General features: G+C 71.8%; 26 protein-coding genes. 13 read left to right on the top strand and 13 right to left on the bottom strand.

Annotated features, from left to right (window positions below; translation table 11 throughout):
* Positions 1-74 precede the first annotated feature (74 nt).
* Together ACFPIJ_RS07455 and ACFPIJ_RS07450 are read right to left on the bottom strand one after the other, a co-directional pair.
* Complete coding sequence (locus tag ACFPIJ_RS07455; protein WP_380113887.1) at positions 75-1712, bottom strand: methyl-accepting chemotaxis protein; 1638 nt, start codon at positions 1710-1712, stop codon at positions 75-77.
* A gap of 63 nt (positions 1713-1775) precedes the next feature.
* On the bottom strand, positions 1776-2675 hold the full coding sequence (locus ACFPIJ_RS07450) for a LysR family transcriptional regulator (protein WP_380113886.1): 900 nt from the start codon (positions 2673-2675) through the stop codon (positions 1776-1778).
* Positions 2676-2745: 70 nt separating this feature from the next.
* On the opposite strand from ACFPIJ_RS07450, the gene ACFPIJ_RS07445 reads away from it, so the two are divergent.
* A complete protein-coding gene (locus ACFPIJ_RS07445; protein WP_380113885.1) occupies positions 2746-3963 on the top strand; it encodes an MFS transporter in 1218 nt (405 codons plus the stop codon).
* Here the strand turns inward: ACFPIJ_RS07445 and ACFPIJ_RS07440 are convergent.
* The 4 genes from ACFPIJ_RS07440 to ACFPIJ_RS07425 form a co-directional block, all read right to left on the bottom strand.
* On the bottom strand, positions 3938-4525 hold the full coding sequence (locus tag ACFPIJ_RS07440) for a DUF305 domain-containing protein (RefSeq protein ID WP_380113884.1): 588 nt from the start codon (positions 4523-4525) through the stop codon (positions 3938-3940). The genes ACFPIJ_RS07445 and ACFPIJ_RS07440 overlap by 26 nt on opposite strands.
* An 823-nt stretch (positions 4526-5348) precedes the next feature.
* Positions 5349-6209, bottom strand: coding sequence for an aminoglycoside phosphotransferase family protein (locus ACFPIJ_RS07435; RefSeq protein WP_380113883.1), 861 nt, complete (start codon positions 6207-6209; stop codon positions 5349-5351).
* 138 nt (positions 6210-6347) lie between these two features.
* A complete protein-coding gene (locus ACFPIJ_RS07430; protein ID WP_380113882.1) occupies positions 6348-7391 on the bottom strand; it encodes a LacI family DNA-binding transcriptional regulator in 1044 nt (347 codons plus the stop codon).
* 115 nt (positions 7392-7506) lie between these two features.
* Positions 7507-10977 (bottom strand): galactose-binding domain-containing protein, encoded by a 3471-nt coding sequence (locus tag ACFPIJ_RS07425; RefSeq protein ID WP_380113881.1) that lies wholly within the window; start codon positions 10975-10977, stop codon positions 7507-7509.
* A 258-nt stretch (positions 10978-11235) separates the two neighbouring features.
* On the opposite strand from ACFPIJ_RS07425, the gene ACFPIJ_RS07420 reads away from it, so the two are divergent.
* Positions 11236-12639: a GH1 family beta-glucosidase gene (locus tag ACFPIJ_RS07420; RefSeq protein WP_380113880.1), complete on the top strand. Its 1404-nt coding sequence runs from the start codon at positions 11236-11238 to the stop codon at positions 12637-12639.
* 51 nt (positions 12640-12690) lie between these two features.
* Here the strand turns inward: ACFPIJ_RS07420 and ACFPIJ_RS07415 are convergent, their stop codons facing one another.
* Positions 12691-13149, bottom strand: a complete 459-nt coding sequence (locus ACFPIJ_RS07415) for a response regulator (protein ID WP_380113879.1) — start codon at positions 13147-13149, stop codon at positions 12691-12693.
* A 97-nt stretch (positions 13150-13246) separates the two neighbouring features.
* Here ACFPIJ_RS07415 and ACFPIJ_RS07410 point away from each other — a divergent pair, with 97 nt between their 5' ends.
* Complete coding sequence (locus tag ACFPIJ_RS07410) at positions 13247-13582, top strand: STAS domain-containing protein (RefSeq protein WP_380113878.1); 336 nt, start codon at positions 13247-13249, stop codon at positions 13580-13582.
* A gap of 46 nt (positions 13583-13628) precedes the next feature.
* Positions 13629-14420: a zf-HC2 domain-containing protein gene (locus ACFPIJ_RS07405; protein WP_380113877.1), complete on the top strand. Its 792-nt coding sequence runs from the start codon at positions 13629-13631 to the stop codon at positions 14418-14420.
* Positions 14421-14481: 61 nt separating this feature from the next.
* Here the strand turns inward: ACFPIJ_RS07405 and paaK are convergent, their stop codons facing one another.
* Complete coding sequence (paaK, locus tag ACFPIJ_RS07400) at positions 14482-15837, bottom strand: phenylacetate--CoA ligase PaaK (RefSeq protein WP_380113876.1); 1356 nt, start codon at positions 15835-15837, stop codon at positions 14482-14484.
* 46 nt (positions 15838-15883) lie between these two features.
* On the opposite strand from paaK, the gene ACFPIJ_RS07395 reads away from it, so the two are divergent.
* The 3 genes from ACFPIJ_RS07395 (at position 15884) to ACFPIJ_RS07385 (ending at position 17354) form a co-directional block, all read left to right on the top strand.
* Positions 15884-16144 (top strand): hypothetical protein, encoded by a 261-nt coding sequence (locus ACFPIJ_RS07395; protein ID WP_380113875.1) that lies wholly within the window; start codon positions 15884-15886, stop codon positions 16142-16144.
* A gap of 74 nt (positions 16145-16218) precedes the next feature.
* Positions 16219-16770, top strand: a complete 552-nt coding sequence (locus ACFPIJ_RS07390; protein ID WP_380113873.1) for a TetR/AcrR family transcriptional regulator — start codon at positions 16219-16221, stop codon at positions 16768-16770.
* Positions 16771-16778: 8 nt separating this feature from the next.
* A complete protein-coding gene (locus ACFPIJ_RS07385) occupies positions 16779-17354 on the top strand; it encodes a DUF4865 family protein (protein WP_380113872.1) in 576 nt (191 codons plus the stop codon).
* On the opposite strand, the gene ACFPIJ_RS07380 is transcribed toward ACFPIJ_RS07385, so the two are convergent.
* From ACFPIJ_RS07380 to ACFPIJ_RS07360, 5 genes are all read right to left on the bottom strand, one after another.
* The gene (locus ACFPIJ_RS07380) at positions 17348-17539 is read right to left on the bottom strand and encodes a DUF397 domain-containing protein (protein ID WP_380113871.1); all 192 of its coding nucleotides are present in this window, start codon (positions 17537-17539) and stop codon (positions 17348-17350) included. The two genes, ACFPIJ_RS07385 and ACFPIJ_RS07380, sit on opposite strands and share 7 nt — an antisense overlap.
* A gap of 132 nt (positions 17540-17671) precedes the next feature.
* The gene (locus ACFPIJ_RS07375; RefSeq protein WP_380114178.1) at positions 17672-17866 is read right to left on the bottom strand and encodes a DUF397 domain-containing protein; all 195 of its coding nucleotides are present in this window, start codon (positions 17864-17866) and stop codon (positions 17672-17674) included.
* Between the two features lie 180 nt (positions 17867-18046).
* Entirely contained in the window at positions 18047-18931 is an 885-nt protein-coding gene (locus ACFPIJ_RS07370) for a helix-turn-helix domain-containing protein (RefSeq protein ID WP_380113870.1), read from the bottom strand.
* Positions 18932-19043: 112 nt separating this feature from the next.
* Complete coding sequence (locus tag ACFPIJ_RS07365) at positions 19044-19436, bottom strand: DUF6232 family protein (protein WP_380113869.1); 393 nt, start codon at positions 19434-19436, stop codon at positions 19044-19046.
* A gap of 400 nt (positions 19437-19836) precedes the next feature.
* Positions 19837-20289 carry a DUF309 domain-containing protein gene (locus ACFPIJ_RS07360; protein ID WP_380113868.1) on the bottom strand — a complete coding sequence of 151 codons (453 nt, stop codon included), beginning with the start codon at positions 20287-20289 and terminating at the stop codon, positions 19837-19839.
* Between the two features lie 45 nt (positions 20290-20334).
* On the opposite strand from ACFPIJ_RS07360, the gene ACFPIJ_RS07355 reads away from it, so the two are divergent.
* From ACFPIJ_RS07355 to ACFPIJ_RS07330, 6 genes are all read left to right on the top strand, one after another.
* Positions 20335-20610, top strand: a complete 276-nt coding sequence (locus tag ACFPIJ_RS07355) for a hypothetical protein (RefSeq protein WP_239135588.1) — start codon at positions 20335-20337, stop codon at positions 20608-20610.
* Positions 20610-21455: a phosphotransferase enzyme family protein gene (locus ACFPIJ_RS07350; protein ID WP_380113867.1), complete on the top strand. Its 846-nt coding sequence runs from the start codon at positions 20610-20612 to the stop codon at positions 21453-21455. The genes ACFPIJ_RS07355 and ACFPIJ_RS07350 overlap by 1 nt, the downstream gene beginning before the upstream one ends.
* An 84-nt stretch (positions 21456-21539) precedes the next feature.
* Entirely contained in the window at positions 21540-21794 is a 255-nt protein-coding gene (locus ACFPIJ_RS07345) for a hypothetical protein (RefSeq protein WP_380113866.1), read from the top strand.
* Position 21795: 1 nt separating this feature from the next.
* Positions 21796-22848, top strand: a complete 1053-nt coding sequence (locus tag ACFPIJ_RS07340; protein WP_380113865.1) for an FAD:protein FMN transferase — start codon at positions 21796-21798, stop codon at positions 22846-22848.
* Positions 22845-23390 (top strand): ferric reductase-like transmembrane domain-containing protein, encoded by a 546-nt coding sequence (locus ACFPIJ_RS07335; RefSeq protein WP_380113864.1) that lies wholly within the window; start codon positions 22845-22847, stop codon positions 23388-23390. Before ACFPIJ_RS07340 ends, ACFPIJ_RS07335 begins: the two co-directional genes overlap by 4 nt.
* A complete protein-coding gene (locus ACFPIJ_RS07330) occupies positions 23387-24601 on the top strand; it encodes an NADH-ubiquinone oxidoreductase-F iron-sulfur binding region domain-containing protein (RefSeq protein WP_380113863.1) in 1215 nt (404 codons plus the stop codon). Before ACFPIJ_RS07335 ends, ACFPIJ_RS07330 begins: the two co-directional genes overlap by 4 nt.
* Positions 24602-24638 lie beyond the last annotated feature (37 nt).

The raw sequence follows: 24638 nt of genomic DNA, 5'->3' as shown, positions 1-24638 counted from the left end.
GCCCCCTGACTTGTACTGACCAGTCAGTCTAAAAACATGGGACTGCGATGACGCAAATGGATGTGCCCGACGTCTCAGACGCGGAAGCCGGCCACCAGGGTCTGCACCTCGTGCGACATGCGGGCCAGCTCGGCCGACGTGCGCTGCGACTCCGCCACGCCCTCGGTCGTGACCTGGGCCGCGGTGGCGACGGCGCCGATGCTGCCGGCGATCTCGCCGATGCCCCCGGCCGCCTCGGCGACCCCGCGGTTCATCTCGGCGGTGGTGGCGGTCTGCTCCTCCACCGCGGAGGTGATGGTCAGCTGGTAGTCGTTGATCTTCGCGATGATCTCGCCGATGTTCCGGATCGCGGTGACGGCCGTGTCCGTGTCGGCCTGGATGCTGGCGACCCGGCGGGAGATGTCCTCGGTCGCCCGCGCGGTCTCCTGCGCCAGGTCCTTGACCTCGGTGGCCACGACCGCGAACCCCTTGCCGGCGTCCCCCGCGCGGGCCGCCTCGATCGTCGCGTTGAGCGCCAGGAGGTTGGTCTGCTCGGCGATCGACGTGATCGTCTTGACCACGTTGCCGATCTCCTGCGACGACTCGCCCAGTTTGGACACCGTGGCGTCGGTGGCCCGCGCCGCGGACACCGCCTCGCCGACGACGAGGGCGGCCTCGTTGGCGTTCTGCGAGATCTCCCGGATCGACAGGCTCAACTCCTGCGAGCCCGCCGAGACGGTGTGCACGTTGCGGGTCACCTCGTCGGCGGCGGTCACCACCACGGCGACCTGGCCGCTGGTCTGCGCCGCGCTCGCGGCGATCTGGGTGCTGGCCCCCGACAGCTGCTCGGCCGCCGCGGCGAGGGAGGACGAGGTCAGCCCGAGCGTCTGCACGGCCGTGCGCATGCTCTGCGTCGCGCGGTTCAGCGCGCCGGCCATGGTGCCGACCTCGTCCCGGGTGTCGACGTCGAGCCGCCCGGTGAGGTCGCCGTCGGCCATCCTCGTCAGCACCCCGCCGACCAGGCGGATCGGCCCCACGATGCGGCGGACCGTGGCCCAGCCGAGCAACGCGGCGACCAGGCAGCCGGAGACCAGGCAGGCGATGATGGCCACCCGGCTGTTCGAGTACTGGTCGGCGTTGTGTTTCGCGGCGGCCCCGGCCTGCGCCGACTCGAATGTGGCGAGCGCGTCGAGGGCCTGGTTGGCCGCGGCGATCGGCGCGGCGGCGCCGGCGTCGTACGCCGTGCTGAACGCGAGGTTGTCACTGTTGACCGCGGCCGGGATCAGCTGCGCGTCGCGGACCTCGTGCAGGTCGGTGACCGCCTGCCGCAGCGCGGCGACCAGGGGCTGCTGCGAGGCGTCCAGCCCGAGGGCCGCGTAGGCGTCGATGCCCGACTGCAACCGCTGCGCCCCGTCGAGCGCCAGCTTGCGCTGCTCCTCGGTCGCCGCCGGGGTGCTGGCGATGGTCATCAGGATGAGCCCGTTGATCTCGTCGTCGAGCGCGCCCTGGGTGGCGTTGAGCATGGTGGTCGGCACCAGGTGATCGGCGTAGATCGAAGTGGCGTTGGCGTTGGCGGTGTCGAGCGCGCTGAGCCCGGCCCAGGCCACGACGCCGCCCGCAAGCAGCGCGACCGCCAGCGCTCCGGTGATCTTCACCCCGATCCGCATGTCGCCGAACCATCGGGTGGGTCCGCCGGTGCGGCGGGGCGTCGTGACTTCGCTGTCAGGCCGCATGGGAACCTCATCTGTCGCAGGACTGCCTGTCCGTTCGGCGCCCGCCACACCCACCTGAGCAAATCAATGTTCGAAACGCCGCACCCGGTGCGCGTCGACCAGGTCGAGCAGCGCCCGGACCGCCGCGCTCGGCCGGCGGGCGGACCCGGTCGCGACCCCGAACGTCCAGCGCAGCCGCGCCCCGCTGACCGCCGGCGTCCGCAGGCCGTCCGCCGCCCCGACGGAGAAGCGCGGGAGCAGCGCGACGCCGAGGCCGTTGCGCACATACTGGGCGACGGTGGCGATGTCGGCGACCTCCAGGGCCACCCTGCGCCGCAGCCCGGCGGCGGCGAACCCCCGGTCGACCTCGGTGCGGTTGCCGTAGCCGGGCGGCGAGTCGACGAAGGGCTCCTCGGCGAGGTCGGCCAGGCTCACCGTGGCCCGGTCGGCCAGGGGATGCCCGGCCGGCAGCACCGCGACGATCGGCTCGGCGACGAGGACGCGCACCGACAGCCCCGCCGGCGGCCGGCCGGCGAGCGACACGAACGCCACGTCGAGCTCCCCGTCCAGCAGCGACCTGGCCAGGCCCGCCGATCCTGTCGGTGCCGCCCGCAGCCGCAGGTCGACGCCGGGGTGCTCGGCGCGGAACTGGCCGAGCAGGCCCGGCAGGTCGATGAACCCGACCGAGATCAGCGTGCCGATGCGCAGCGTGCCCCGCAGCCCGCCGCGGACCTCGTCGACGGCGTCCCGCGCGGCCTGCGCCGCGTCGATGGTGGCCCGGGCCTCGGGCAGCAGCGCCGCGCCCGCGTCGGTCAGCGCGACCCGCTGCGAGCTGCGGTCGAACAGCTGCACGCCGAGCTCGCGCTCCAGGGACCGGATCGCGGCCGACACCCCGGACTGCACGACCCGCAGCCGCTCGGCGGCGCGCGAGAAGTTGCGCTCCTCGGCGACCGCCACGAAATACACGAGATGCCGCAGCTCCATCACGTTTCATGATAGTGCCCAGCACGAACATTCGTCGCTGGTGCTGACTGCCCGCGGGCACAGTGTCTGCATGACCACCCTGCTCGCCCGGCCCGCCGTGACAGAAACCCACGCCACCCACCACGAGCGGGGGTTCTGGACGATCGCGGTCGCGTTCGCGGTGTCCCTGGCGTTCACCGTCGTGCCGACCCCGCTGTGGGCGATCTACCAGCGCCACGACGGCTACTCGACGATCGCGGTAACGATTGCGTTCGCCGCGTACGCCGTCGGGGTCATCGTCAGCCTCTTCCTCGCCGGGCACCTGTCGGACCGCCTGGGCCGGCGCCGGGTGCTGCTTCCCGCGATCCTGCTCGAGGCGGCCGCCGCGGCGCTGTTCCTGACCTCGACGTCGCTCGGCGTGGTGATCGTCGCCCGGGTGCTGTCCGGCCTCGGCGTCGGCATGCTCACCGCGACGGCGACCGCGCACCTGTCGGAGCTGCACGCCGCCGCCCGACCGGCCGCCGGCCGGGCCCGGGCCGATCTGGTGGCGACGGTGGCCAACCTCGGCGGGTTCGCGTTCGGCCCGCTCGCCGCCGGCCTCCTCGCGCAATACGTCACGGCGCCGCTGCGCACGTCGTATGCCGTGTTCCTGGTGCTGCTGCTCGCGGCGGCCGTCGCCGTCGCACGGGTCCCCGAAACCGTTTCCGTTCCGACGCTGCGGCAGCGGTACCGCCCGCAGCGCGTCACCGTGCCGGCGGCCGCCCGGCCCCGCTACTTCGCGGCCGGCGGTGGCGCGTTCGCCGCCCTGTCGGTGCTGGGGCTGTTCACGTCGCTCGCGCCGGCCTTCGTCGCCGGCACGCTGCACCACCCGTCCCGCGCCCTCGCCGGGCTGGTCGCGTCGATGGTCTTCGCCAGCGGCGCCGCCGCGCAGGTCCTGCTGCGCCGCCAGCCGGTCCGCCGCCAGGTCGCCGGCGGCCTGGCGCTCATGACCGCCGGGCTGCTCACCGTGACCGCGGGGGTGTGGGCGGTGAGCCTGCCGGTGTTCCTGCTCGGCGGCGCAGTCGCCGGTGCGGGCGCGGGCGCGCTGCTCAAGGGCGCCGTGTCCACGGTCGTCGACCTCGCGCCGGCGTCGACCCGCGGCGAGGCCCTGGCCGGGGTGTTCCTGGGCGGCTACCTGGGGCTCGCGGTCCCCGTCCTCGGTCTGGGCGTGGCGACGCAGTTCCTGCCGGCGCGGATGGCGCTGCTCGGCTTCGCCACCGTCATCGTCGTCGTGATCGCCGCCGTCAGCCGCCGCCTGCTGCGCCACTGACGCCCGGCGCGGCACCGCTCGCGGGGAGCTGGGCCAGCCCGGCGGTCCTCGACTCGGCGACCTGCTTCGCGAGGTCCTTCACCGACGCGCTGGTGCCGTTGGAGAGCTCCGACCGGGCCAGGTTCGCCAGCTGCTCCAGGTGCCCCCGCAGGCACTCGGCGACCTTCCGGTCGAACTCGGCGGTGCCGCCGCTGCCGCTGATCGCGGCGAGGGTGTCCGCGTCGACCAGGCCGGGCATCCGGTGCCCGGCGTGCGGGTTGGTGGCATCGAGGCCCGCCTTGACCCGCAGCGCCTTCAACTGCTGGATCTCGGTGGTGTACCGGGAGCGCAGCTCCGCCGCCAGCCGGGTCATCGCGGGGTCCGACGAGCGCTGCGGCACGAGATCGAGCACGGGCAGCAGCTGCTCGTCCATCGGGATCATCAGCTGCACCCAGGCGATGTCGGTGCCGCCGAAATCGGTGCCGGCGGCGCTGGTCGCGGCGGCCGGCGGGCTCGTGGCTTCCGGGTCGGCCGCGCAGGCGGTGACCGTGGCGCAGGCCATGACGGTCAAGGTCACGGCCACCGCCCGCATGGCGAGCCGGGTGGTAGCTGTCGTGGCGGGCCGCCTGGCGGGGCGGCGGGGTCTGGGTAGCACGGCTGCGGGCTCCTTCCGAGGGCCGGCCGCGGTCCCGCAGTTGCGGCGGTCAGGGCGCCCAGAGCCCGGAGCGACCGCCACAACTGCGGAATCGATACTCGGAACGGTCGCTCTCGCGGTCGTCCCGCCGGCGGCGACCCCAACCCGGTCACCGTCGGTGATGTACAGGTGGAGCGGCCCGGAAATGCCCGGACTGCCGCACCCGGCCGGCGCCGTGAGCGCGGTTCGCGGGCCGTGCAGACGGCCTCAGCGTCCCGGCACCCGACGGACGAGCGTTTCGAGCAGCCCCCGCCTGGACGACCGGCCCGAACCGCCGGTCCTACGGCGTCGGTCAGGTGACCCGACCAACCCCCGTCGATCCGTTCGAATCGTGCGGCCGGCCACCTTCGGCGCTGCTCCCCGCCGGCACCCGACCCGGCTGGAGAGCGCTCTCCGTAAGGGAAGTTTCCCGCTTGCTCCCCGCAGGTGTCAACACCTGCGGGAACAGTCCTGACGGAATCCTGATCTTTCCCGGACCGCCGCATCGGATCGGTAACGCGCCACCACCCGTGGTTGACGAACCACCCGGCGCCCGGCAGACTTTCCTCATCTCGGAGAGCGCTCTCCGAGCGGCAGCGCACTCAGCCAGCGCGGCCCACAAAACTGCCGGCGCGCGTCACTGACTCCAGGTCGCGGCGCGCGCCGGTTCGTGCCTCTCGCCGGTTCGCACCACGCGCTGGTTCGCACCACGCGCCGGTGAACGCCCGGAAGGTCAGGCCGGGAGCAGGACCTGGGCCAGGGCGTGCGCGGCGATCGCGGCCATCTCCGGGTTGTCGGCCGAGCCCACCGCGACGGCCGAGCCGATGCTCAACGCCCACCCCCGCGCCCGCTGCCACGTCGCCTCGTCGAGCGGCACCAGCTCCGACAGCGCCGCGCGGAACGCCGCCCGGCCGGGGGCGTCGAACACCATCCAGGCCGCGGCGAGGTCGGTGGCCGGGTCACCGGACGTCAGGTCGCCGAAGTCGATGAGCCCGGCCAGCCGGCCGTCGGCGCCGACGAGGAGGTTGGCCGGATGCGGATCGGCGTGCAGCCACACCGGCGCGCCCGTCCACGGCGGCGCCTCGAGGGCGCTCTCCCAGACCTCGCGCAGCGGCGCCGGGAACCCGTCACCGGCCAGGCGCTCCCGCACGGCCACGGCCCGGTCGGCCAGCGGCACCCCGCGGAACACGTTCGCGGGTGCCGACGGCGGCGCGGAAACGTGCAGCCCGGCGAAACAGCGGGCCAGGTCGGCGGCGAAGGCGATCCGCGCCGCGACCGGCACCGCAGTGGCGGGACGGCCGGGCAGCCAGCGGTTGATGCTCCACGGCCACGGGTACTCCCCCGCCGGCACGCCCACCGCGACCGGGACCGGCACCGGGACCGGCAGCAGGGGCGCGAGGTGCGGCAGCCAGCGCTGCTCGTTGACCAGGAGCGGCACCGCGACCTCGCGGTGGGGCAGGCGCACGGACCACGAGGAACCGAGCCGGTAGACGGTGTTGTCCCAGCCGCTGGCGACCAGTCGCAGCGGAGCGGCGAACGAGGGGTGCTGCGTGCGTATCAGCGACGCCACCACCGACGCGGCAACGGGGGTCATGCCGCCCCAACCCTGCCACATGATGACCGGCCCGAGACGCTGCGCTGGCCGGTCATGCCGCCCCCTCCGCTGCGCTCCGGCGACGACCTGCCCCAACCCTGCCACATGATGACCGGCCCAAGACGCTGCGCTGGCCGGTCATGCGGACTGGCGCACGACGAGCTTGGGGTCGAAGATCACCGACTCGACCCGCAGCGATGGATCGTCGATGCGGGCCAGGACCAGCCGGGCGCTCTCCGCCGCCATGTCCTCGAGCGGATGCCGGACGGTGGTGAGCTGCGGGCGGGCGTCCAGGGCGGCGCTGCTGTCGTCGAAGCCGACGACCGCCACGTCGTCCGGGACCCGCAGCTCGCGGCCGCGCAGCGCCATCACGGCCGCCTGCGCCATGACGTCGTTGGCGACGAAGAGCCCGTCCAGCTCCGGCTGCCGCTCCAGCAGTTCGAGCAGCGCGGTCTCCCCCGACTCGTAGGTGAAGCCGCCCTCCACGGTCGGGAACCAGGCGTGGCCGTGCCGGGCGAGGGCCTGCCGGAAGCCGGTAAGCCGGTCCTGGCTGGCGGGGACGTGCGCCGGCCCGGTGATCATGCCGAGGCGGGTGCAGCCGCGGCCGATGAGGTGCTCGGCGGCCAGGACGCCGCCGGCGTCGTTGGCGAGGTCCACGTAGCTGATCGGCACCGGCTGGGCCGGGCGGCCGACGAGGGCCGCGGCGATGCCGGCCTCGTACAGCTGGCGGGGCAGCGTGTCGTCGGGGTGCAGGGACAGCACCACCGCGCCGTCGGCCTGGCCCTGGCCGAGGTCACCGACGAGCCGGCCGCGGGCCTCGTCGGTGCCGACGATCTGCAGGGCGAGCTGGATGCCCTTGGGGCGCAGGACCGACATGACGCCGCCGACGATCCGGCCGAAGAACGGGTCGGCGAAGAAGCGCCGCATGAACGGGTCGTCGTCGTGGCTGACGGCGTCGGAGACGACGAGGGCGACCGTGCCGCTGCGGCGGGTCACGAGCGAGCGGGCGGCGCGGTTGGGCACATAGCCGGTGGCGTCCACGGCCTGCCACACGATGGCGTGCAGCTTGGGGTCGACGTTGCGAACACCGTTGATGACGCGCGACACCGTGGCCCGGGAGACGCCGGCGGCTTCCGCGACGTCTTCAAGGGTGGGTTTGCGGGCCGAACGTGGATCGCTCATGGCCGGTTTTATAGCACGGAGCATGGAGAGCGCTCTCCACTACATAGCACGAAATTCGCTGAAAAATACAGACGAAAGGGCGGGTGGCCGAAGCCACCCGCCCGAGTCGCCCTACCTACCGGTACACCCCGAACTCCCAGAGTGAGTAACCGTAGGCCGTTGCCTTCGCCGTGCCGTTCACTCGCACGTATCGGGCGTTGCCGTTGACGTTGATGTCGTCGAAGCCGCCGTTGCCGGTGGTCGTCGACCAGATCGTCGCCCAGTTCGAACCGTCGTCGGACGTCTGGATCTGGTAGCCGGTCGCGTACGCCGCCTCCCAGGCCAGGAAGACCTTGTTGAAGGTCTGCTTGCTGCCCAGGTCCACCGTGATCCAGGCGGTGGCGACCCACTCCGACGCCCAGCGGGTGCCGTAGTTGTTGTCCACCGCGTAGGACGGCAGCTGCGGGCCGTTGGTGCCGGTCGGCTGGTAGGTCGACGCGGTCACGGTCTTGCCCTGGGCGATGTTGGTGCCGGCGATGACCGGCGGCACCACCTTGAACGACTTCGTCTCGATGCCGACGTTGCCCTGGCCGTCGAAGGCGTAGACGTAGACCTTCCACACGCCGAGCGTCTCCGGGGCGGTCACCGTGAAGGTGGAGCCGTTCTGGGTGAACTTGACGTTGCGGAAGCCGGTGTTCCCGGTGATGTGCTTGTCGCTGATCATCACGTTGTACCGGATGGTGTCGTTGTTCGGGTCGGTCGCGGCGACGTTCACCGTGAACGTGCCACCGGCCGGCACGGCGGTCTGGTTGCCGACCGTCATGCTGGTGATCTCCGGCGCCGTGTTGGCGAGGGGCGTGCCGGTGTAGGCCTGCTTCAGCGCGCCGTACCCGAGGCGACGCCATCCGCCGCCGTAGGTGTTGAGCCAGACGCCGCCGAAGTCGTTCTCCAGGCCGTAGTGGAACTCGGTCGCGCCGAGCGCCACGCCGGGGTGTCCCTTGATGGCGTTCCAGCTGGCCGTGTAGCCCGCCCGCTTCTGCAGGTCGGTCGGCTCGGTCGGCACACCGTTGACGTCGTTCGGGACCTCCCACTCACCGGACGGGCCGGCCTCGGTGACCACGTACGGCTTGGTGTAGCCGCCGGCGATCCAGTCCGGCTTGATGTTGTTGATCGCGCCGTAGGAGTTGACCGCCAGCAGGTCCAGCGCCGGGGCGTTGTTCTTGTAGTAGGGCCACGCACCGGTGTACGCGTCGGTCGAGGTGACCGGGTGGTTCGGGTCGGCGGCGTGGATCGCGACCGCCAGCTCGTTGACGAACTTGGCGTACGCCACCCGGCGCGCCTCGACCGTCGCGGCGTCCAGGCCGTGGTCCTGCATCGTGAGGATGACCTCGTTGCCGACGTCCCACATCAGCACGCCCGGGTTGTTCTTGAGCGCGTTGACCCGGTTCACGACCTCGGTCTTGGTCGCGGTCTTGTACGCCGTGTCGTTCACGTAGTCGGCGCCCTGGTTGAGCCAGTGCCCGACGATCACCTTGATGCCCTGCTGCGCGGCCCGGTTGAGCAGCGTCGGGGTGTTCGCGTCGTCCACGCCCCAGGTGCGGATCGTGTTGACGCCCATGTTCTTCAGGTCACGCATGTACCCGTCGGCGGCCGCCTGCGGCGGACCGTACGTCAGGCCCTTGATCTCGTACGGCTGGCCGCCGACCTGCAGCTGCCAGTTGCCCTGCGAGCCGGTGACCCTCACGACGCTCGGGCCGGCCGGCGTGGCCGGGTCGGTCATCGCGGCCGGCGTGGTGCCGGTCTGCTTGGACACCGTGACGGAGTCGACGGACAGGATGCCGCCGGACGTCGTCGTCGGGGTCGGGACGGTGTAACCGGCGATCGCGTTCGGCCATGCGCCGCCGATCGCCAGGTCGAGGCGCAGGTAGAAGCCGTGCTGGACGGCCGCGTTCCACGCGGTGACGCCGACCTGGCTCTTGCGCACGACCCAGGACTGCTTGCCGTCGAGGTAGAAGCGGATCTCCTCGTCGGTCTTGGTGCGGTCGATGACCTGGGTGTACTCGTGGTAGCCGGTCTGGCAGCCGGTGCAGCTGGCCAGGCCCGAGGTGCGGCCGTTGTACTCGCCGCACGGCCCGTCGGGGGCGGTGCCGCAGTGCAGGGTCTGCGACAGCTGGCTGCGGCCGTTGGCGTCGGTCATGATGTCGGTCTCGCCGACCCCCGGCCAGTTGGTGTAGTTGCCGCGGTAGGCGGCGCCGGTGGCCCGGAAGCCCGGCCAGTAGCCGTCGCCGTCGGCGACGTCCGGCTGCTTGAGCACGGCGGTGAACTTGACCTGCTCGCCCGCGGCGGCCTGGAAGTCGGTCCGCTGGGTCTCGATGCGACCCGACGTCCACGCGCCGGCGCCGTCCCGGATGGCCTTGATGTTGAGCTTGCCGGCGCCGTCGAGGTAGACGTTGGCGGTCGACGCGCTGGCCGTCTCGACCGAGCCGGTGCCCCAGTTCGCGGCGCCGCCCGGGTACTGGGTGCCGGTCCGCAGCAGCCAGTTGGCCGCGTTCGGCGACGTGTTGGCCGCGCCGTCGAACGTGTCGGTCCAGACCTGCGTCCAGTTCGGGTCCTGCGACGGCGGGGTGCTCGGCGACGGGCTGCTGCTGGTCGGCGGGGTGGACGTGGTGCCCCCACCGCCGAGCGCGATCTTGAACTCCCACAGCGAGTACCCGTAGCCGCCGGGACGCGCGGTGCCGTAGACGCGCACGTAGCGGCCGGCACCCGTCACGGGGATGGTCTGGGTGCCGCCGGTGCCGGTGCTGGTCGAGTAGACGTCGGTCCAGCCGGTGGCGTTGTCGGAGACCTGGATCTGGAAGGCCTTGCCGTAGGCGCCCTCCCACTGCAGCACGACCTGGCAGATGCTCTGCTTGCTGCCGAGGTCGACCTGCAGCCACTGCGGGTCGCTCCACTGGCTGGCCCAGCGGGTGCCGGCGTCACCGTCGACCGCCGCGGAGGCCGGGGTGCCGGCGCCCTCGATGCTGGAGGCGGTGGCGGTCTTGCCCTGCGCGGCGTTGGTCCCGGTGTTGCAGGTGCCCGGGTTGGTGGTGCCGTCCAGGGAGCCGTACACCTTGAACTCGTACAGCGAGTAGCCGTAGCCGGTGCCGCGCTCGGTGCCGCTCAGGCGCACGTAGCGGCCGGAGCCGGAGACGTTGAGCGTCTGCGTGCCGCCGGCACCCGTCGTGGTGGTGTAGATGTCGGTCCAGGTGGTGTCGTTGCTCGACGTCTGGATCTTGAAGGACTTGCCGTAGGCGCCTTCCCACTGCAGCACGACCTGGCTGATGGTGGCGGAACCACCCAGGTCGATGCGGATCCACTGCGGGTCGCTCCACTGGCTGCTCCAGCGGGTGCCCGCGTCGCCGTCGTTGACGAAGCTGGCGGCCACGTCGGGCGCCTGGTCCGACGACGACGTGACGGGTTTGCCCTGCGAGATCAGGCTGTCGGCGGCGCGCGCGAACGGCGCGACCACGACAGCGACGGCGGCGACGACGGCGACGACCAGGGCGATGCGCCATCGCGAACTGAGCAGTCTCCGCCAGGCGGGGGCGGAAGCGTGTGCCGGTTGCACGTGAGCTCCTTGCTGAGGGGTGAGGAGGCGCGGCGGGCGGTTTTGGAGAGCGCTCTCCGATAGGTCGCAGTGTTGCTCCGCGGTTTCCCACGTGTCAAGAGTCCTGGATTTCTTTGGTGGCAATTTGTCCGGTACGCGGTGAAGCGCGCGCTCCCATGCCTTGACACTCGGACGCGCGACGTCGCAGTCTGGTCACATGGCTTGGAGAGCGCTCTCCAAGCCTCCTATCTGTTGACGTACGGGGAAGTGGTGGTGGGTGTGAGCACGACAGCGGTGCAGACCGCGAAGGGCGTCCTGACGTTCCCCTCGGGGTTCTGGTGGGGCGCGGCGACCGCCGCCTACCAGATCGAGGGCTCCGTGGACGTCGACGGCCGCACCCCGTCGATCTGGGACACCTTCGCCGCCCAGCCGGGCCGCATCGACAACGGCGACACCGGCGCCCACACCACCGGGCACTACCAGCGCTACCGCGACGACGTCGGGCTCATGAAGGACCTGGGGCTGTCCGCGTACCGGTTCTCGATCGCGTGGCCCCGGATCCGCCCGGCCGGCGGATCCGGGGTCAACGAGACCGGGCTCGGCTTCTACGACCGCCTGGTCGACGAGCTCCTCGCCGCCGGGGTACGGCCCACCGCGACGCTGTATCACTGGGACCTGCCGCAGGAACTGGAGGACGCCGGCGGCTGGACCAACCGGGACACCGCGCTGCGCTTCGGGGACTACGCGGCGACCGTCGCCGCCCGGCTCGGCGACCGGGTCGCGCTGTGGAACACGCTCAACGAGCCGTGGTGCTCGGCGTTCCTCGGCTACGGCACCGGCGGGCACGCCCCGGGCCGGCGCGGCCACCTCAACGCCCTCGTCGCGACCCACCACCTGCTGCTCGCCCACGGCCTGGGCGTCGCGGCGCTACGGTCGGCGGGGGTCACCGGGCAGGTGTCGGTGGCGTTGAACGCCGGCGCCGTGCGACCGTTCACCGACGCCCCCGCCGATCTGGACGCGGCGCGGCGCATCGACGGCCTGCTGAACCGCATCTTCTTCGAGCCGATCCTGCGCGGCACGTACCCCGCCGACACTGTTTCCGACATTTCCGATATCACGGATATGTCGTATGTGCGGGCGGGAGATCTGGAGGTGGTGTCGCAGCCGGTCGACGCGGTGTGCGTGAACTACTACCAGCCCGACCTGGTCAGCGCGGCGACGGACGGCACCCTGGACGAGGGCACCCCGTATCCGACGGCGCAGCACGTCCGCTTCCACCCGACCCCGGGCCCGGTCACGCACATGGGCTGGTCCGTCGACCCGACCGGCCTGCGCGACCTGCTGCTGCGCATCCGCGCCGACTACGGCGACCGCCCGATCTACGTCACGGAGAACGGCGCCGCCTACGACGACCGCCCCACCGCCGACGGCGCCATCCACGATCCCGAGCGCATCGCCTACCTGCGGGGCCACCTCGCCGCGGTCCATGAGGCCATCACCGCCGGCGTCGACCTGCGCGGCTACTTCGCCTGGTCGCTGCTCGACAACTTCGAGTGGGCCTTCGGCTTCAGCCGCCGCTTCGGCCTCATCCACGTCGACTACGACACCCTGCGCCGCACCGTGAAGTCCTCCGGCCACTGGCTCGCCGAGGCCATCATCCGCAACGCCATCGACGCTCCCTGAGCTTCCGGCGCAGCGCTGCTCGAACCGACGCCCTGACCGTTGTCTCGACGGTCAGGGCGTCGCCACGTGGCGGCGCACGCTGACGTAGAACGTCTCGATCCGGCGCACGACGTGCATCAGGCTGGCGAAGTCGACGGGCTTGCTGATGTACGTGTCCACCTGCAGCTCATGACTGCGCAGGAAGTCCTCCTCGGCGACGGAGCTGGTGAGCACCACCACCGGGATGTCATTGAGCGCGGGGTCGGCGTGGATCGCCTCGAGGACCGCGCGGCCGTCGACGCCGGGCAGGTTGAGGTCGAGCAGCACGATGTCGGGCCGGGCCGCGCCCGCGTGCCGCCCCTCGCGGCGCAGGAACCGCAGCGCCTCGGCACCGTCGGTGCAGACGGTCAGCCGGTTGGACACCTTGTGCTCGGCGAATGCCTCCCGCGTGATCAACACGTCACCCGGGTCGTCCTCGACCAGCAGGATCTCGATCGGCACGCCCGGCAGCGCATCGTCCACGGTGCTCATCGAGCGGCCTCCCCCACTGCATGTCCCGGCCCCACGATAACGCCAGGCACAAGACCCGCTACCGTCATACCGCTACCCATGAAGTGGAGATTGTCTGATGACGTTCTCGATCTCGACGTTCCAAGGGCACAGCGTGGTCCGGGCGGACGGCGAACTCGACGTCAGCACCGCGCCGCAGCTGCGCCAGACGATCACCAGCGCGCTCGACGACGGCGGCGAGAAGGTGATCGTCGACCTGAGCGCGGTCACGTTCATGGACTCCACCACCCTCGGCGTGCTCATCGGCGCCCACAACCGGGTCCGCGAGCGCGGCGGTGCCCTCGGCCTCGTCTGCCCCGACGACAAGATCCGCAGGGTGTTCCGGATCACCGGCCTGGACAACGTCTTCGCCCTGTTCGACACCGTCCCCGACGCCGCGACCGCGCTGGCCTGAGCGGCGGCGGTGCCCGGCCGCCCCACGCGTCTGGCACCATCGGGGGGTGGAGCGTTCACCTGCCGCCGGTTGCGAGGCCTTCCGCGAGGCGCTGTCGGCACGTCTCGACGGCGAGGCCGAGCCGATCGACGCCGCCCTGACGGATGCGCACCTGCTGCGCTGCGCCGGCTGCCGCGGGTGGCACGCCGACGCTGCCGCCGCCACCCGCCTGGTCCGGGTCCAGCAGGTGCCCGGTCAGCCGGCCGGCACCGACGCCCTCCTGGCCGCACTGGACGCCCACGGCGTGCTGCCCCCCGCCCGCCGCCGCTTCACGGCCGTCCGGTCCCGCCGGACGCTGGTCCTGGCGCTGCGGGTGCTGCTGGGCGCGTTCGGCGCGGCCCAGTTCGTCCTCGGCATCGCCCAGGTCACCAGCGGCGCCACCGCCACCGAACTGCACGGCTCCGGCTCCGGCCACCTGTGGCACGAGTCCGCCGCCTGGAACGTCGCCATCGGCGCCGGCTTCGGCTGGATCGCCAGCCGCCGCGGCCGCCCGGCCGGCGCCCTGCCCATGCTGACCGCGTTCGTCGCGCTGCTCGCCCTGCTCAGCGTCAACGACGTCCTCGCCGGCCGGGTCGAGACCGAGCGCTTGCTGAGCCACGGTTTCGTGCTGGCGGGGTATGCGATCGTCGTCGCCCTCACCCGCCCCGCGCTCGACCCGGACCGCCCGGGCTCCTCGTCCTCCGGTTCCGGCGCCGGCTCCGGTGCCGGCTCTGGTTCCGCCGGCACCACTCCCCCGCCCCGCCGGCTGCGCCTCGTCCCGGGCCAGGCGACCGCCCACACCGACCGCGAAGCCGCCTGACGCCCCCTTTCTCATGATTCGGAAGACCTTGTGCACCCCTGGGTGCACAAGGTCTTCGGGATCATGAGGGGCGGTTGTCGACGACGCGGCGCATCTTGCCGGCGGAACGCTCGACGCCGCCGGGGTCCAGGACCCGGACCGTCACCGTCACCCCGATGACGTCCTTCACCAGCGACTCCAGGCGTGCACCCGCGGCCGGGGCGTCGTCGGGGTGGGTGCCGGGCCGGCGTTCGACCTGGACCGTGAGCGTGTCGAGGCGGTCGGGCCGGGTCAGGACACACTGGAAGTGCGGGGCCAGGGCCGGCACGCGCAGCAGCAGCTCCTCGATCTGGGTCGGGAAGACGTTCACCCCACGGACGATCATCATGTCGTCGGAGCGGCCGGTGATGCGTTCCATCCGGCGCATCGTGCGGGCGGTGCCGGGCAGCAGCCGGGTGAGGTCGCGGGTGCGGTACCGGATGACGGGCATCGCCTCCTTTGTCAGCGACGTCAGCACCAGCTCGCCGGCCTCCCCGTCGGGCAGGACCGCACCGGTGACCGGATCGATGATCTCGGGGTAGAAGTGGTCCTCCCACAGGTGCAGGCCGTCCTTGGTCTCGGCGCACTCGACGGCGACCCCCGGGCCCATCACCTCGGACAGGCCGTAGATGTCGACGGCGTGCATGTCGAGGCGCGACTCGATCTCGGTGCGCATGTCGCCGGTCCACGGCTCGGCGCCGAGGATGCCGACCGACAGTGAGGTCGCGGCCGGGTCGATGCCCTGCCGGTGCATCTCGTCGACGATGGCGAGCAGGTACGACGGGGTCACCATGATGACGTCCGGCCGGAAGTCCTGGATGAGCATGACCTGCCGCTCGGTCATGCCGCCGGAGACGGGCACCACGGTGCAGCCGAGCCGCTCCGCGCCGTAGTGGGCGCCGAGGCCGCCGGTGAAGAGGCCGTAGCCGTAGGCGACATGGACCACGTCGCCCGGGCGCCCGCCGGCGGCGCGGATCGAGCGGGCCATCAGGTCCGACCAGGTGTCGATGTCGGCGGCCGTGTAGCCCGCGACGGTGGGCCGCCCGGTGGTGCCCGACGAGGCGTGCACCCGCACGACCCGCTCCCGCGGCACGGCGAACATGCCGAACGGGTACTGCCGCCGCAGGTCCTCCTTGGTCGTGCACGGGAACGCGGCGAGGTCCGTCAGCGAGCGCAGGTCGTCGGGGTGCACCCCGGCCGCGTCGAACGTATCGCGGTAGTGCGGCACGTGCTGGTACACCCGCTGCAGCGTCTGTCGCAGGCGGCCGAGCTGCAGCTCGGTGAGCTCGTCCCGGGAGGCGGTCTCGACCGGGTCGAGCGAGGCGGGGTCGACGTCGATGTCGCGCACCCCTGCATCCTGCCCCACCGACACGTGTCGCGTCTCACCGTCGATTCGCATGTGATGATCTTTCTGAATCGATACAGTAGGCGTCAGGAACACACCGATGAAGGAGTTGACGATGGCCACCCAGACCACCGCGAGCCGGGTTCGCAACGCGGTCACCAGCCGTTTCGAGGCCCGCCGGGCGCGGCGCACCCTGGCCCGGGAGATCGCCGCATACCGGACGCCGGCCGAGCGACTGGAGCTCGACCTGATCCTCGGCCGCCACACCGCCGAGGAGACCCGCGAGATCGACGAGATCCTGCGCGCCCAGGCCGCCGCCGAGCGTTCGGCTTTCCAGGCGCTGCGGGTCGACCAGACCTAACGGTCCTCCGCGAGAAGGGGGAGTCCGCTCCCCCTTCTTTTTGCGCCGCTGCTGTACCTACTAGTATGTACAGCATGGACACCGCCGAACGACTCGTCGAGAGCACCCGTTCACTGCTGTGGGAGCGCGGGTACGCCGGCACGAGCCCGCGCGCCATCCAGTCCCTGGCCGGCGCGGGCCAGGGCAGCATGTATCACCATTTCCGCGGCAAGCCGGACCTGGCCGCGGTCGCGATCCGGCGCACCGCGGACGAGCTGCGGTCCCGCGCGGCTGCCCGGCTCGACGGCGCTGGCGGCGCGGTCGAGCGGATCACCGCGTACCTGACCCTGGACCGCGACGTGCTGCGCGGCTGCCCCATCGGCCGGCTCACCCAGGACCCCGACGTCCTCGCCGACCCCACGCTGCACGACCCCGTCGCCGAGACGTTCGCGTGGCTCTGCGATCGGCTGTCCTCGGTGCTGTCGTCCGGCGGGCTGCGCAGCCCGCTCGATCCGGACGACACGGCCGCGGCGATCGTCGCCACCCTGCAGGGCGGCTACGTGCTGGCCCGCGCGGCGGGGTCGAGGGAGCCGTTCGACCGGGCCGTCCGCGGCGCACTCGGCCTGCTCCGATCGGCGGCCGCCTGATGTTCGCGATGCAGTACTCGCTGACCCTGCCCGCTGACTACGACATGGGCATCATCCGCGACCGCGTCCGCCGCAACGGCCACGCCCTGGACGACCGTGCCGGCCTGGCCCTGAAGGCGTACCTGATCCGTTCCCGCGGCGTCGACGACTCCCAGGTGAACCAGTACGCCCCGTTCTACCTCTGGAACTCCACGGCCGCGATGACGCACTTCCTGATCGGCGGGGGCGGCTTCCAGAACATCGTCCGCGACTTCGGCCGCCCGCCGGTGTCCCAGTGGACGGGTATCGCAGCGGTCCGAGGCCGCCTCGCCGGCGAACCGCTGGCCGCGTCCCGCCGGATCACCGCGCTACCGCAACCATCACATGGGGACGCAGCCGCGTCGATCGACGACGCGATGGCGGAGCTGCATACCCTCGCCGACTCGCCTGAGGTGCACACGGCGGCGCTCGCCTTCGACCCCCGCGACTGGCAGCTGCTGCTCTTCGCCCTCTGGGCCGACGCCGTTCCAGCGGACCAGCCGGCAGACGAGCGTTATGAGGTTCTGCACCTGTCCGCGCCGGAACTGGATCTGGCGGTTCAGTAACCGGTGGTCTTGAGGTGCCTGATGAAGTCCATCCAGGCAACGGGATCAAACTGCAGGCTCGGACCGCTCCGCAGCGCAGAACTCCGAACGGCGACACGGTCCGGCTCGATCAGGACCTCAATGCAGTTCACCGCATCGCATCTACTGCTGGTCTTCCAGGCCGCAACACGCGGTGCATCAGTCATCGAGTCCTCCGTCATGCTCGAGACCCATACCGAGGGTACGAGAGGTCCGGACCCGATCCATAGATGCAGGTCGCAATGTGGCACATAGTCGGTGGCGGAGTCACCTGGCCCCGCCATCGCCTGTCGCCCCACTTACGCGAACCGAAAGTCCCCGGCCGCTATCCCGGCAACGAACACGTCCCAGTCAGTGCGCGAAACACGCAGCACAGCCTCCGGCCTCAGCGAGTCCCGAATCAATATCTCCGATCCGGCCTCCGCGACCTCCAAGCAGTTCGCCACATCACATTTCCGGCTCTTCTGCCAGATAGGCTCCTGGGACTCACGCACGAGTCGTTCCCTCTCCCCATTGTTGGTCACCGCCAACCGGATGATAGTGCCCCAAATGATCACGTTACCGGCGGGGGCACCACCCGAAAGGGCGAGAAGAGAGGTGGAAAGAAAGAAGCTATCACATAGCCGGTCGCATCGGAGGGCCGTCCGCGGCGGCGGCGAGCGCCGGACCCGCCGTCATGGATAGCGCTGCAAATCAGCATGCAACGCCGCATATCGGGCATCAATCACACTCAGCGAAGCCGCTTCCGTCAGGCAGCGCCCCCACATCTGCTCAAATCTGGTGCGGAAGTTCTCCACCGTTTCGAAATCCTGGACAAATTGACCGGTGGACAGACTCTCGAGGAGGAGGATCGCATTTTCCTCGTCTCTGATGTCGTAAATCACAAACGATCCGGCAAGGACGAAGATCGACTCCTCCTTCGGCAGGAGACGGATAATGATGTCCGGATCGCGAGCCGCGTCTGCGAGAGACTTCAATTGCCGCGCGGTGACCTGAGCACTGCGGATGATGCGCTGCAGGACGAACTCGTCGAGAATCACCAGATGCTTCGGGCGAGGAACACTCTTCTTGAAGTTCTCCTGGCGAAGCATGCGCACCTCGAGCCGGGTCGCCCGCGTCTCGGCCGACACACCTTCGGTCAGGGCGCCGATCATGGCCTCGGCGTATTCCCGGGTCTGTAGCAGACCCGGGAATATGGCGGTCTGGAAGGACCTGATCGCGCTGGCCTCGCTCTCGAACTGGATCAGCTGACGCGTTGACTGGGTGAGGTGCCCGCGGTATTCCGGACGATCCCACCAACCCTTCACCCGGGAGAGACGCGCATCCTCGAGCAGCCTGGCGACTTCCTGCTCATCGTGGACGCCGAGCGAATTCAGCAGCGCCTGGAGGTCGGTGCGCGAGATGGTCACCTCGCCGTTTTCGATGCGGTTCACCTTCGAGATCGACCACGACAGGTTCTCCGCAACCTGACCTTGGGTGCGGCCGGTCGCCTCCCGGAGTTTTCGGATGGCGAGCCGGAGGCGGCGGCGCGCGCCGGCCGGTGAATCGCTTGTGGTCATGGGTCGGATCTGCCCCCATCCCGCAATCTGCGGTACCGCAGATTGCGGTACCGCAGTCAGAATTGCACTCGATGGAGAAGCTTGCAAGACCCACGGCTAGCTCTCGATTACGCTATGCATCCTCGGTCCAGTCGAGCGCTCGTTGCAGCGCCCGCCGGACCTGCCCGAACCGGACGGGATCGGTGGTCGTATAGAGGCAGATGGACGTGCCCTGCCACGCTGCCACGAGCTGATAATCGGGCGGCGACCCGGCCGGCGCCGGGCGGGCCCACAAGGTCGCCAGGACGAGCAGGCTGAGCACCGCGAAGACCCAGCCCGCCGCGTGGTTCGACCCGGTCGCAAACAGCGCCGCAACGGCAACGGAACCGCCGGAGCAGGACATCCGCACCAGGACGCGCAGGTGATCAGTGCCGGGGATCACCACCCAGACCGATCTGAGCTCGCCGATGGCATAGCTGGCCCGAACCGGCTCGAGCACCTGGAACGATCGATGGGTGATCCGCACGTCGTGGCCGTCGTAAAAGACCGGCATTTCACTCCCCCCTCCGGCTCGTCGTTGCCGGAAGGAGGGTGGCTGCGGCACCATGAAACACAGAACGGGTCCTCCCCTCCTCGCGACGGGACGACCAGAGCAGCGCTCGGCTGGCACCGGGCGCTGCTCATTTCGTAACGGCAGTCATCTGCCGTCACGTTGAGTATCCGGTGGGCCCGGCTAGATCGCCATACTTCATCTGCGCTAAGGCACTTTCAGTGGCGACAGTCGATCGCTTTGTTGTGCACAGATTGCACAACCACCACGAACCCACTGCGGATTCATGTCTTCTCATTCATCTGAACACGCGATTCCGTCGGAGGTGGATGCATAGCAATCTGCCATACCGCAGATAGCTGTACCTCGGACGGTCTTACGTCAGTTGCAACTGCGGAACAGGCGGAACGGGCTCGGCCCCAGCGGTGATCGCCCGGGCCCAGGCGACGAGGCCCGGGCCGTCGATCTGATGCGGCGCGGGGCTGAACGCCTCGATCCGGTCGGCCGCGCGGGACAGCAGTGCGGCCGCCCCCGTCGCGTTGCCCCGGTGCAGGTGGGTCAGGCCGACCGCGAGCTGTGCCAGCCCCCGCCACAGCTCGCGCTCCGATGGCGGGGCGCTCTTCCAGGCGGCTTCGAGGACCTCATGGGCGTGGAACGGCCGGCCCTCGTCGAGCAACGACTGTGCCAGGGCGAGCGCGGAGGACGGTGTGACCTCCAGGTCGTCCGGCATCGTCGGGACGCCGGTCGCGCCGCGGGGCAGCGGGCGGCCCAGGCCGTCGCGGGGGCGGGCGTTGCGGGCCCGGCCGGCGTTGTCGCGATCGCGTTCCACGGCTCCAACGTAGTACCAGGCCACTGCTCGCGTTCGATGTCCGGCATGATGGACGGTGTGACGCAATGGGAGTACGCACGACTGGAGTACCGGGCAGCCGGGACGCTGGGCACCGACAAGTTCGAGGACTGGGACGCGGTGTTCCACTACCCGGGTGGCGTCCAGCGGTGGGGCACCGACGAACGGTTCAATGACCTGCGGCATCTCAACCGGGCCGGCGCGGAGGGCTGGCAGGCGTATGACCGGGCCGCGCTGGTCATCGGGCAGCCGCACCGGTTGCACGCCATCACGTACTCCCTGCGCCGGCCGATCCAGCGCTAGTGCCGTTTCCCGAGGACGCCCTGGCCGAGCACTGGGCGTTGGGGGCGGCGGACGTGCACCCGCACCACGGCGGGATGAACTCCGCGACCTGGTTCGTCACAACGGATCACGGGCGCTACGTCGCCAAGGCCGTCACCGGGTCCGTGATCACTCCGGCCGATCCCGCGCTGTGGTTCCGGGGTGGGATCGCGGTCGCCGACGCGCTCGCGGCACAGGGGTTCCGGTCCGGGGCGCCGGTGCGCACCACCGGCGGCGCGCTGACGGTGCCGTGGGAGGGCGGTGCGCTGGCCGTGCTGACGATGGTGCCCGAGACGCCGGCGGAGGACCAGCGCGCGATCGGCACCACCCTCGCCGAGGCCCACCGCCTGTTGCGGGACGTGAGCGTCGAGGGCGAGGTCGGGATGGACTGGGTCGACCCGGACGCCGCGCACCTCGGGCTGCGGCCCTGGCTCCGGGATGCGGTCGCCGGCGCGGTGCGGGACCTCGCGGCGGCGGGTCCGCTCACGACCGGCCTGCTGCACGCGGACCCGGCCCCGGAGGCGTTCATCGGCGGCGGCCTCATCGACTGGGGCGTGGCCATGCGGGGTCCGCTGCTGTACGACCTCGCCTCCGCCCTCATGTACCTGGCCGGAGACGGCGCCGGCTTCCTCACCGCCTACCGGGCCGGCGGGGCGGTCCCCGACGCCGAGCTGCGCGACGCGCTGCCGGTCCTGCTGCGGTTCCGCTACGCGGTGCAGGCCGACTACTTCGCGCGCCGGATCGTCATGAACGACCTGACGGGCATCGCCGGCGGCGCGGACAACGAGCGCGGCCTGGAGGACGCCCGGCGCGGGCTGCACAGGTAGCTCACAGGCCGCTGCCAAGGGGAACGCAGGCGGCGCTTCAAGACTCGGGGCAGCAGCAGAAGCTTCGGGTGGAGGGAGCGCACCGTGGATCGGGCACAGGGGCTACGCCGTGCGACAGGGTTCACCGGCCTGCTCGCCGCGTTCGGGGTGGCGGGGTCGCTCGCGGTGGCGACGGTCGCGTACGCCGCCCGCAGCGACAACCAGAGCACCGGCGACACGACGACCACCGTCGACGGCAGCACGAAAACCGACAGCAGCACCGGAAACGGCTCGGCCTGGCCCGAGCTGGGCAGCGACGACGGCGGCGGGCAGAGCGACGCCACGTCGGGCGGGTCCTGACATGGAGCACGGCAGCGCCCAGTGGGAGACCTGGGGCACCACGGTCCGGCTCGTCGTCACCGACCCTGCCGCCCTGCCGGCGGCCGGGGACCTGGTCCGGGCCGAGCTGGCCGCCGTCGACCTGGCGTGCAGCCGGTTCCGCGACGACAGCGAGCTGCACCACGTCCACCGGCTGGCGGGCCGGCCCGTCGAGGTCAGTGAGCTCCTGGCGGAGCTGGTCGCGGTCGCGCTGCGGGCGGCCCGGGACACCGGCGGCGACGTCGACCCGACCGTGGGCGCGGCGATCGCCGACCTCGGCTACGACCGCGACTTCGCCGCCATCACCGCACCGACCGACGGCACACAGCACGCCATCACCGCACCGACCGGCGGCACACAGCACGCCATCACCGCACCGACCGACGGCACAGAGCACACCGGCACGGGACCGACCGGCGGCACAGAGCACACCGGCACGGGACCGATCGACGGCACACAGCACACCGGCACGGGACCGGCGCGGCTCATCGTGTATCCGACCGCGGACTGGCGGCACGTGAAGCTGCGGGGCCGGCGCCTCACCGTGCCGCCCGGCGTGACCCTCGACCTGGGCGCGACCGCGAAGGCCTGGACCGCGGACCGCTGTGCCAGGCTCGTCACCGCCGCGACCGGCACCGGCGTCCTGGTCTCCCTCGGCGGCGACATCGCGACCGCCGGCCCCGGCCCCACCGGCGGATGGCGGGTGCTGGTGCAGGACCGGCCGGGCGAGCCGGGCTGCACGGTCCGGCTGCCCGGCGGCGCCGCGCTCGCCTCCTCCAGCACGATCAGCCGCCAGTGGCTCGGCCCGCAGGGCGTGCTGCACCACATCCTGGACCCGCGGACCGGGATGCCGGCGCCACGGGTGTGGCGGACCGTGTCGGTCGCCGCCCGCACCTGCGTGCACGCCAACACGCTCAGCACCGCGGCGGTCGTGCGTGGCCGCGCGGCGCATGGATGGCTGGCCCGGCAGGGAGCGCCGGCGCGACTGGTTTCGCAGCGGCGCCAGGTGTACGCGACCACGGGCTGGCCGTTGTGAACGACGCGCTGTGGTACCTCGCGAGGGGCACCGGCGTCACGTCGCTGGTGCTGCTGACGGTGGTGGTCGCGCTCGGGATCGCGAACCGGGCCGGGCGGCCGGCGTTCGGGCTGCCGCGGTTCGGGGTGGCGCAGGTGCATCGGGACGCGTCGTTGCTGGCGGTCGGATTCGTGCTGGTGCACGTGATCAGCCTGTTCTTCGACGTGTACGCGCAGCTGGAGCTCTTCGACCTGATCGTGCCGTTCGGGGCGACGTACCGTCCGATGTGGACGGGTCTCGGGACCCTCGCGGTGGACCTGCTGATCGCGCTGGTCGGGACGAGTCTGCTGCGGCACCGGCTGGGGTTGCGGGCATGGCGGGTGACGCACTGGCTGGCGTACGCGTGCTGGCCGGTCGCGTTCGTGCACGCGCTCGGCACCGGCTCCGACGCGGGGACGTGGTGGCTGCGGACCGTCGCGGGCGCCTGCCTCGTCGCGGTCGTCGCCGCCGTCGCCCGGCGGTTGTCCACCCGTCACACCGTCCTCAGTGGAGGTTCACGATGACCGCGGTCCTGACCGCCGGGCCGCTGCTCGGCACCGGCCACCCCGACCTGCGCAGCCACGCCGACCTCCGCGGGCACGAGACCACGCACGGCCCGCTGCCGCGGTTGCCGCACGACGTGCTGATCGGGGTCGTGCGCGACGCCGGGCTCACCGGGCACGGCGGCGCCGGGTTCCCGACGCATCTGAAGCTGGCCGCGGTGCGCGAAAACGGCGGCGGGCGCAGGCCGCCGGTGGTCGTCGGCAACGGCGCCGAGGGCGAGCCGGGCAGCGCGAAGGACCGCACCCTGCTGGCCCGCGCGCCGCACCTGGTGCTCGACGGGCTGCAGCTGGCCGCGGCCGCGGTCGGGGCGGCGAAGGCGTACCTCTACGTTCGGCCCGCGACGGCCGGGCCACTGGCGCGGGCCGTGCAGGAGCGGCGGGCGGCGGGACGGGACGCGGTGCCGGTGGTCGTACACCGGGCGCAGGAGGCATTCCTGTCCGGCGAGGAGTCCGCGGTGGTGTCCGTCCTGAGCGGTGGACGCGCCGTGCCGCGGGACAAACTGCGCCGGGTCACGGAGTCCGGGGTGGGCGGGGCACCGACGCTGGTGCAGAACGTGGAGACCCTGGCGCAGCTGGCGCTCGTGGCGCGGCACGGCGCGGACTGGTTCCGGCGGTCCAGGACGTTCCTGGCGACCGTCACCGGCCCGGTCGGGCGGCCCGGGGTGTACGAGGTGCCGCACGGCGTCGCCCTGGCCGCGCTGCTGTCGGCCGCCGGCGGTCCGGTCCCGGCGCCGCGGGCGGTGCTCGTCGGCGGCTTCCACGGCGCGTGGGTGCCGGGCGACGCGGTGGAGGTGCCGGTGACCCGGGAGGGGCTGGCACCGCACGGGGCGTCGCCCGGCGCCGGGGTCGTCATCCCCCTCGCCGCCGGGGAGTGCGGCCTCGCCCGGACGGCGCAGATCGTCGGGTATCTCGCCGGGGCGGGCGCGAAGCAGTGCGGGCCGTGCCTGAACGGCCTGCCGCGGCTGGCGGCGACCATGGCGGCGCTGGCCCGGATGGAGGGCGACCCGTCGCTGCCGGCGGGGGTGGCCCGGCTGGCGGCGCTGGTGCACGGCCGCGGCGCCTGCGGCCACCCCGACGGCACCGTCCGCCTCATCCGCAGCGCCATGACGGTGTTCGCCGCCGACGTGACCGCCCACCTGCACGGCGGCTGCCTGGAAGGAGCCCGGCCATGAACCGCCCGCACGGCACCCGCGTGGAAGGACGACTGCC

The sequence above is a fragment of the Dactylosporangium cerinum genome (genome assembly GCF_042653625.1).
Classification (GTDB): Bacteria; Actinomycetota; Actinomycetes; order Mycobacteriales; family Micromonosporaceae; genus Dactylosporangium; species Dactylosporangium cerinum.
The sequence above is the reverse complement of the archived record's forward strand: the minus strand, read 5'-3'. Positions and strand labels throughout refer to the sequence as shown.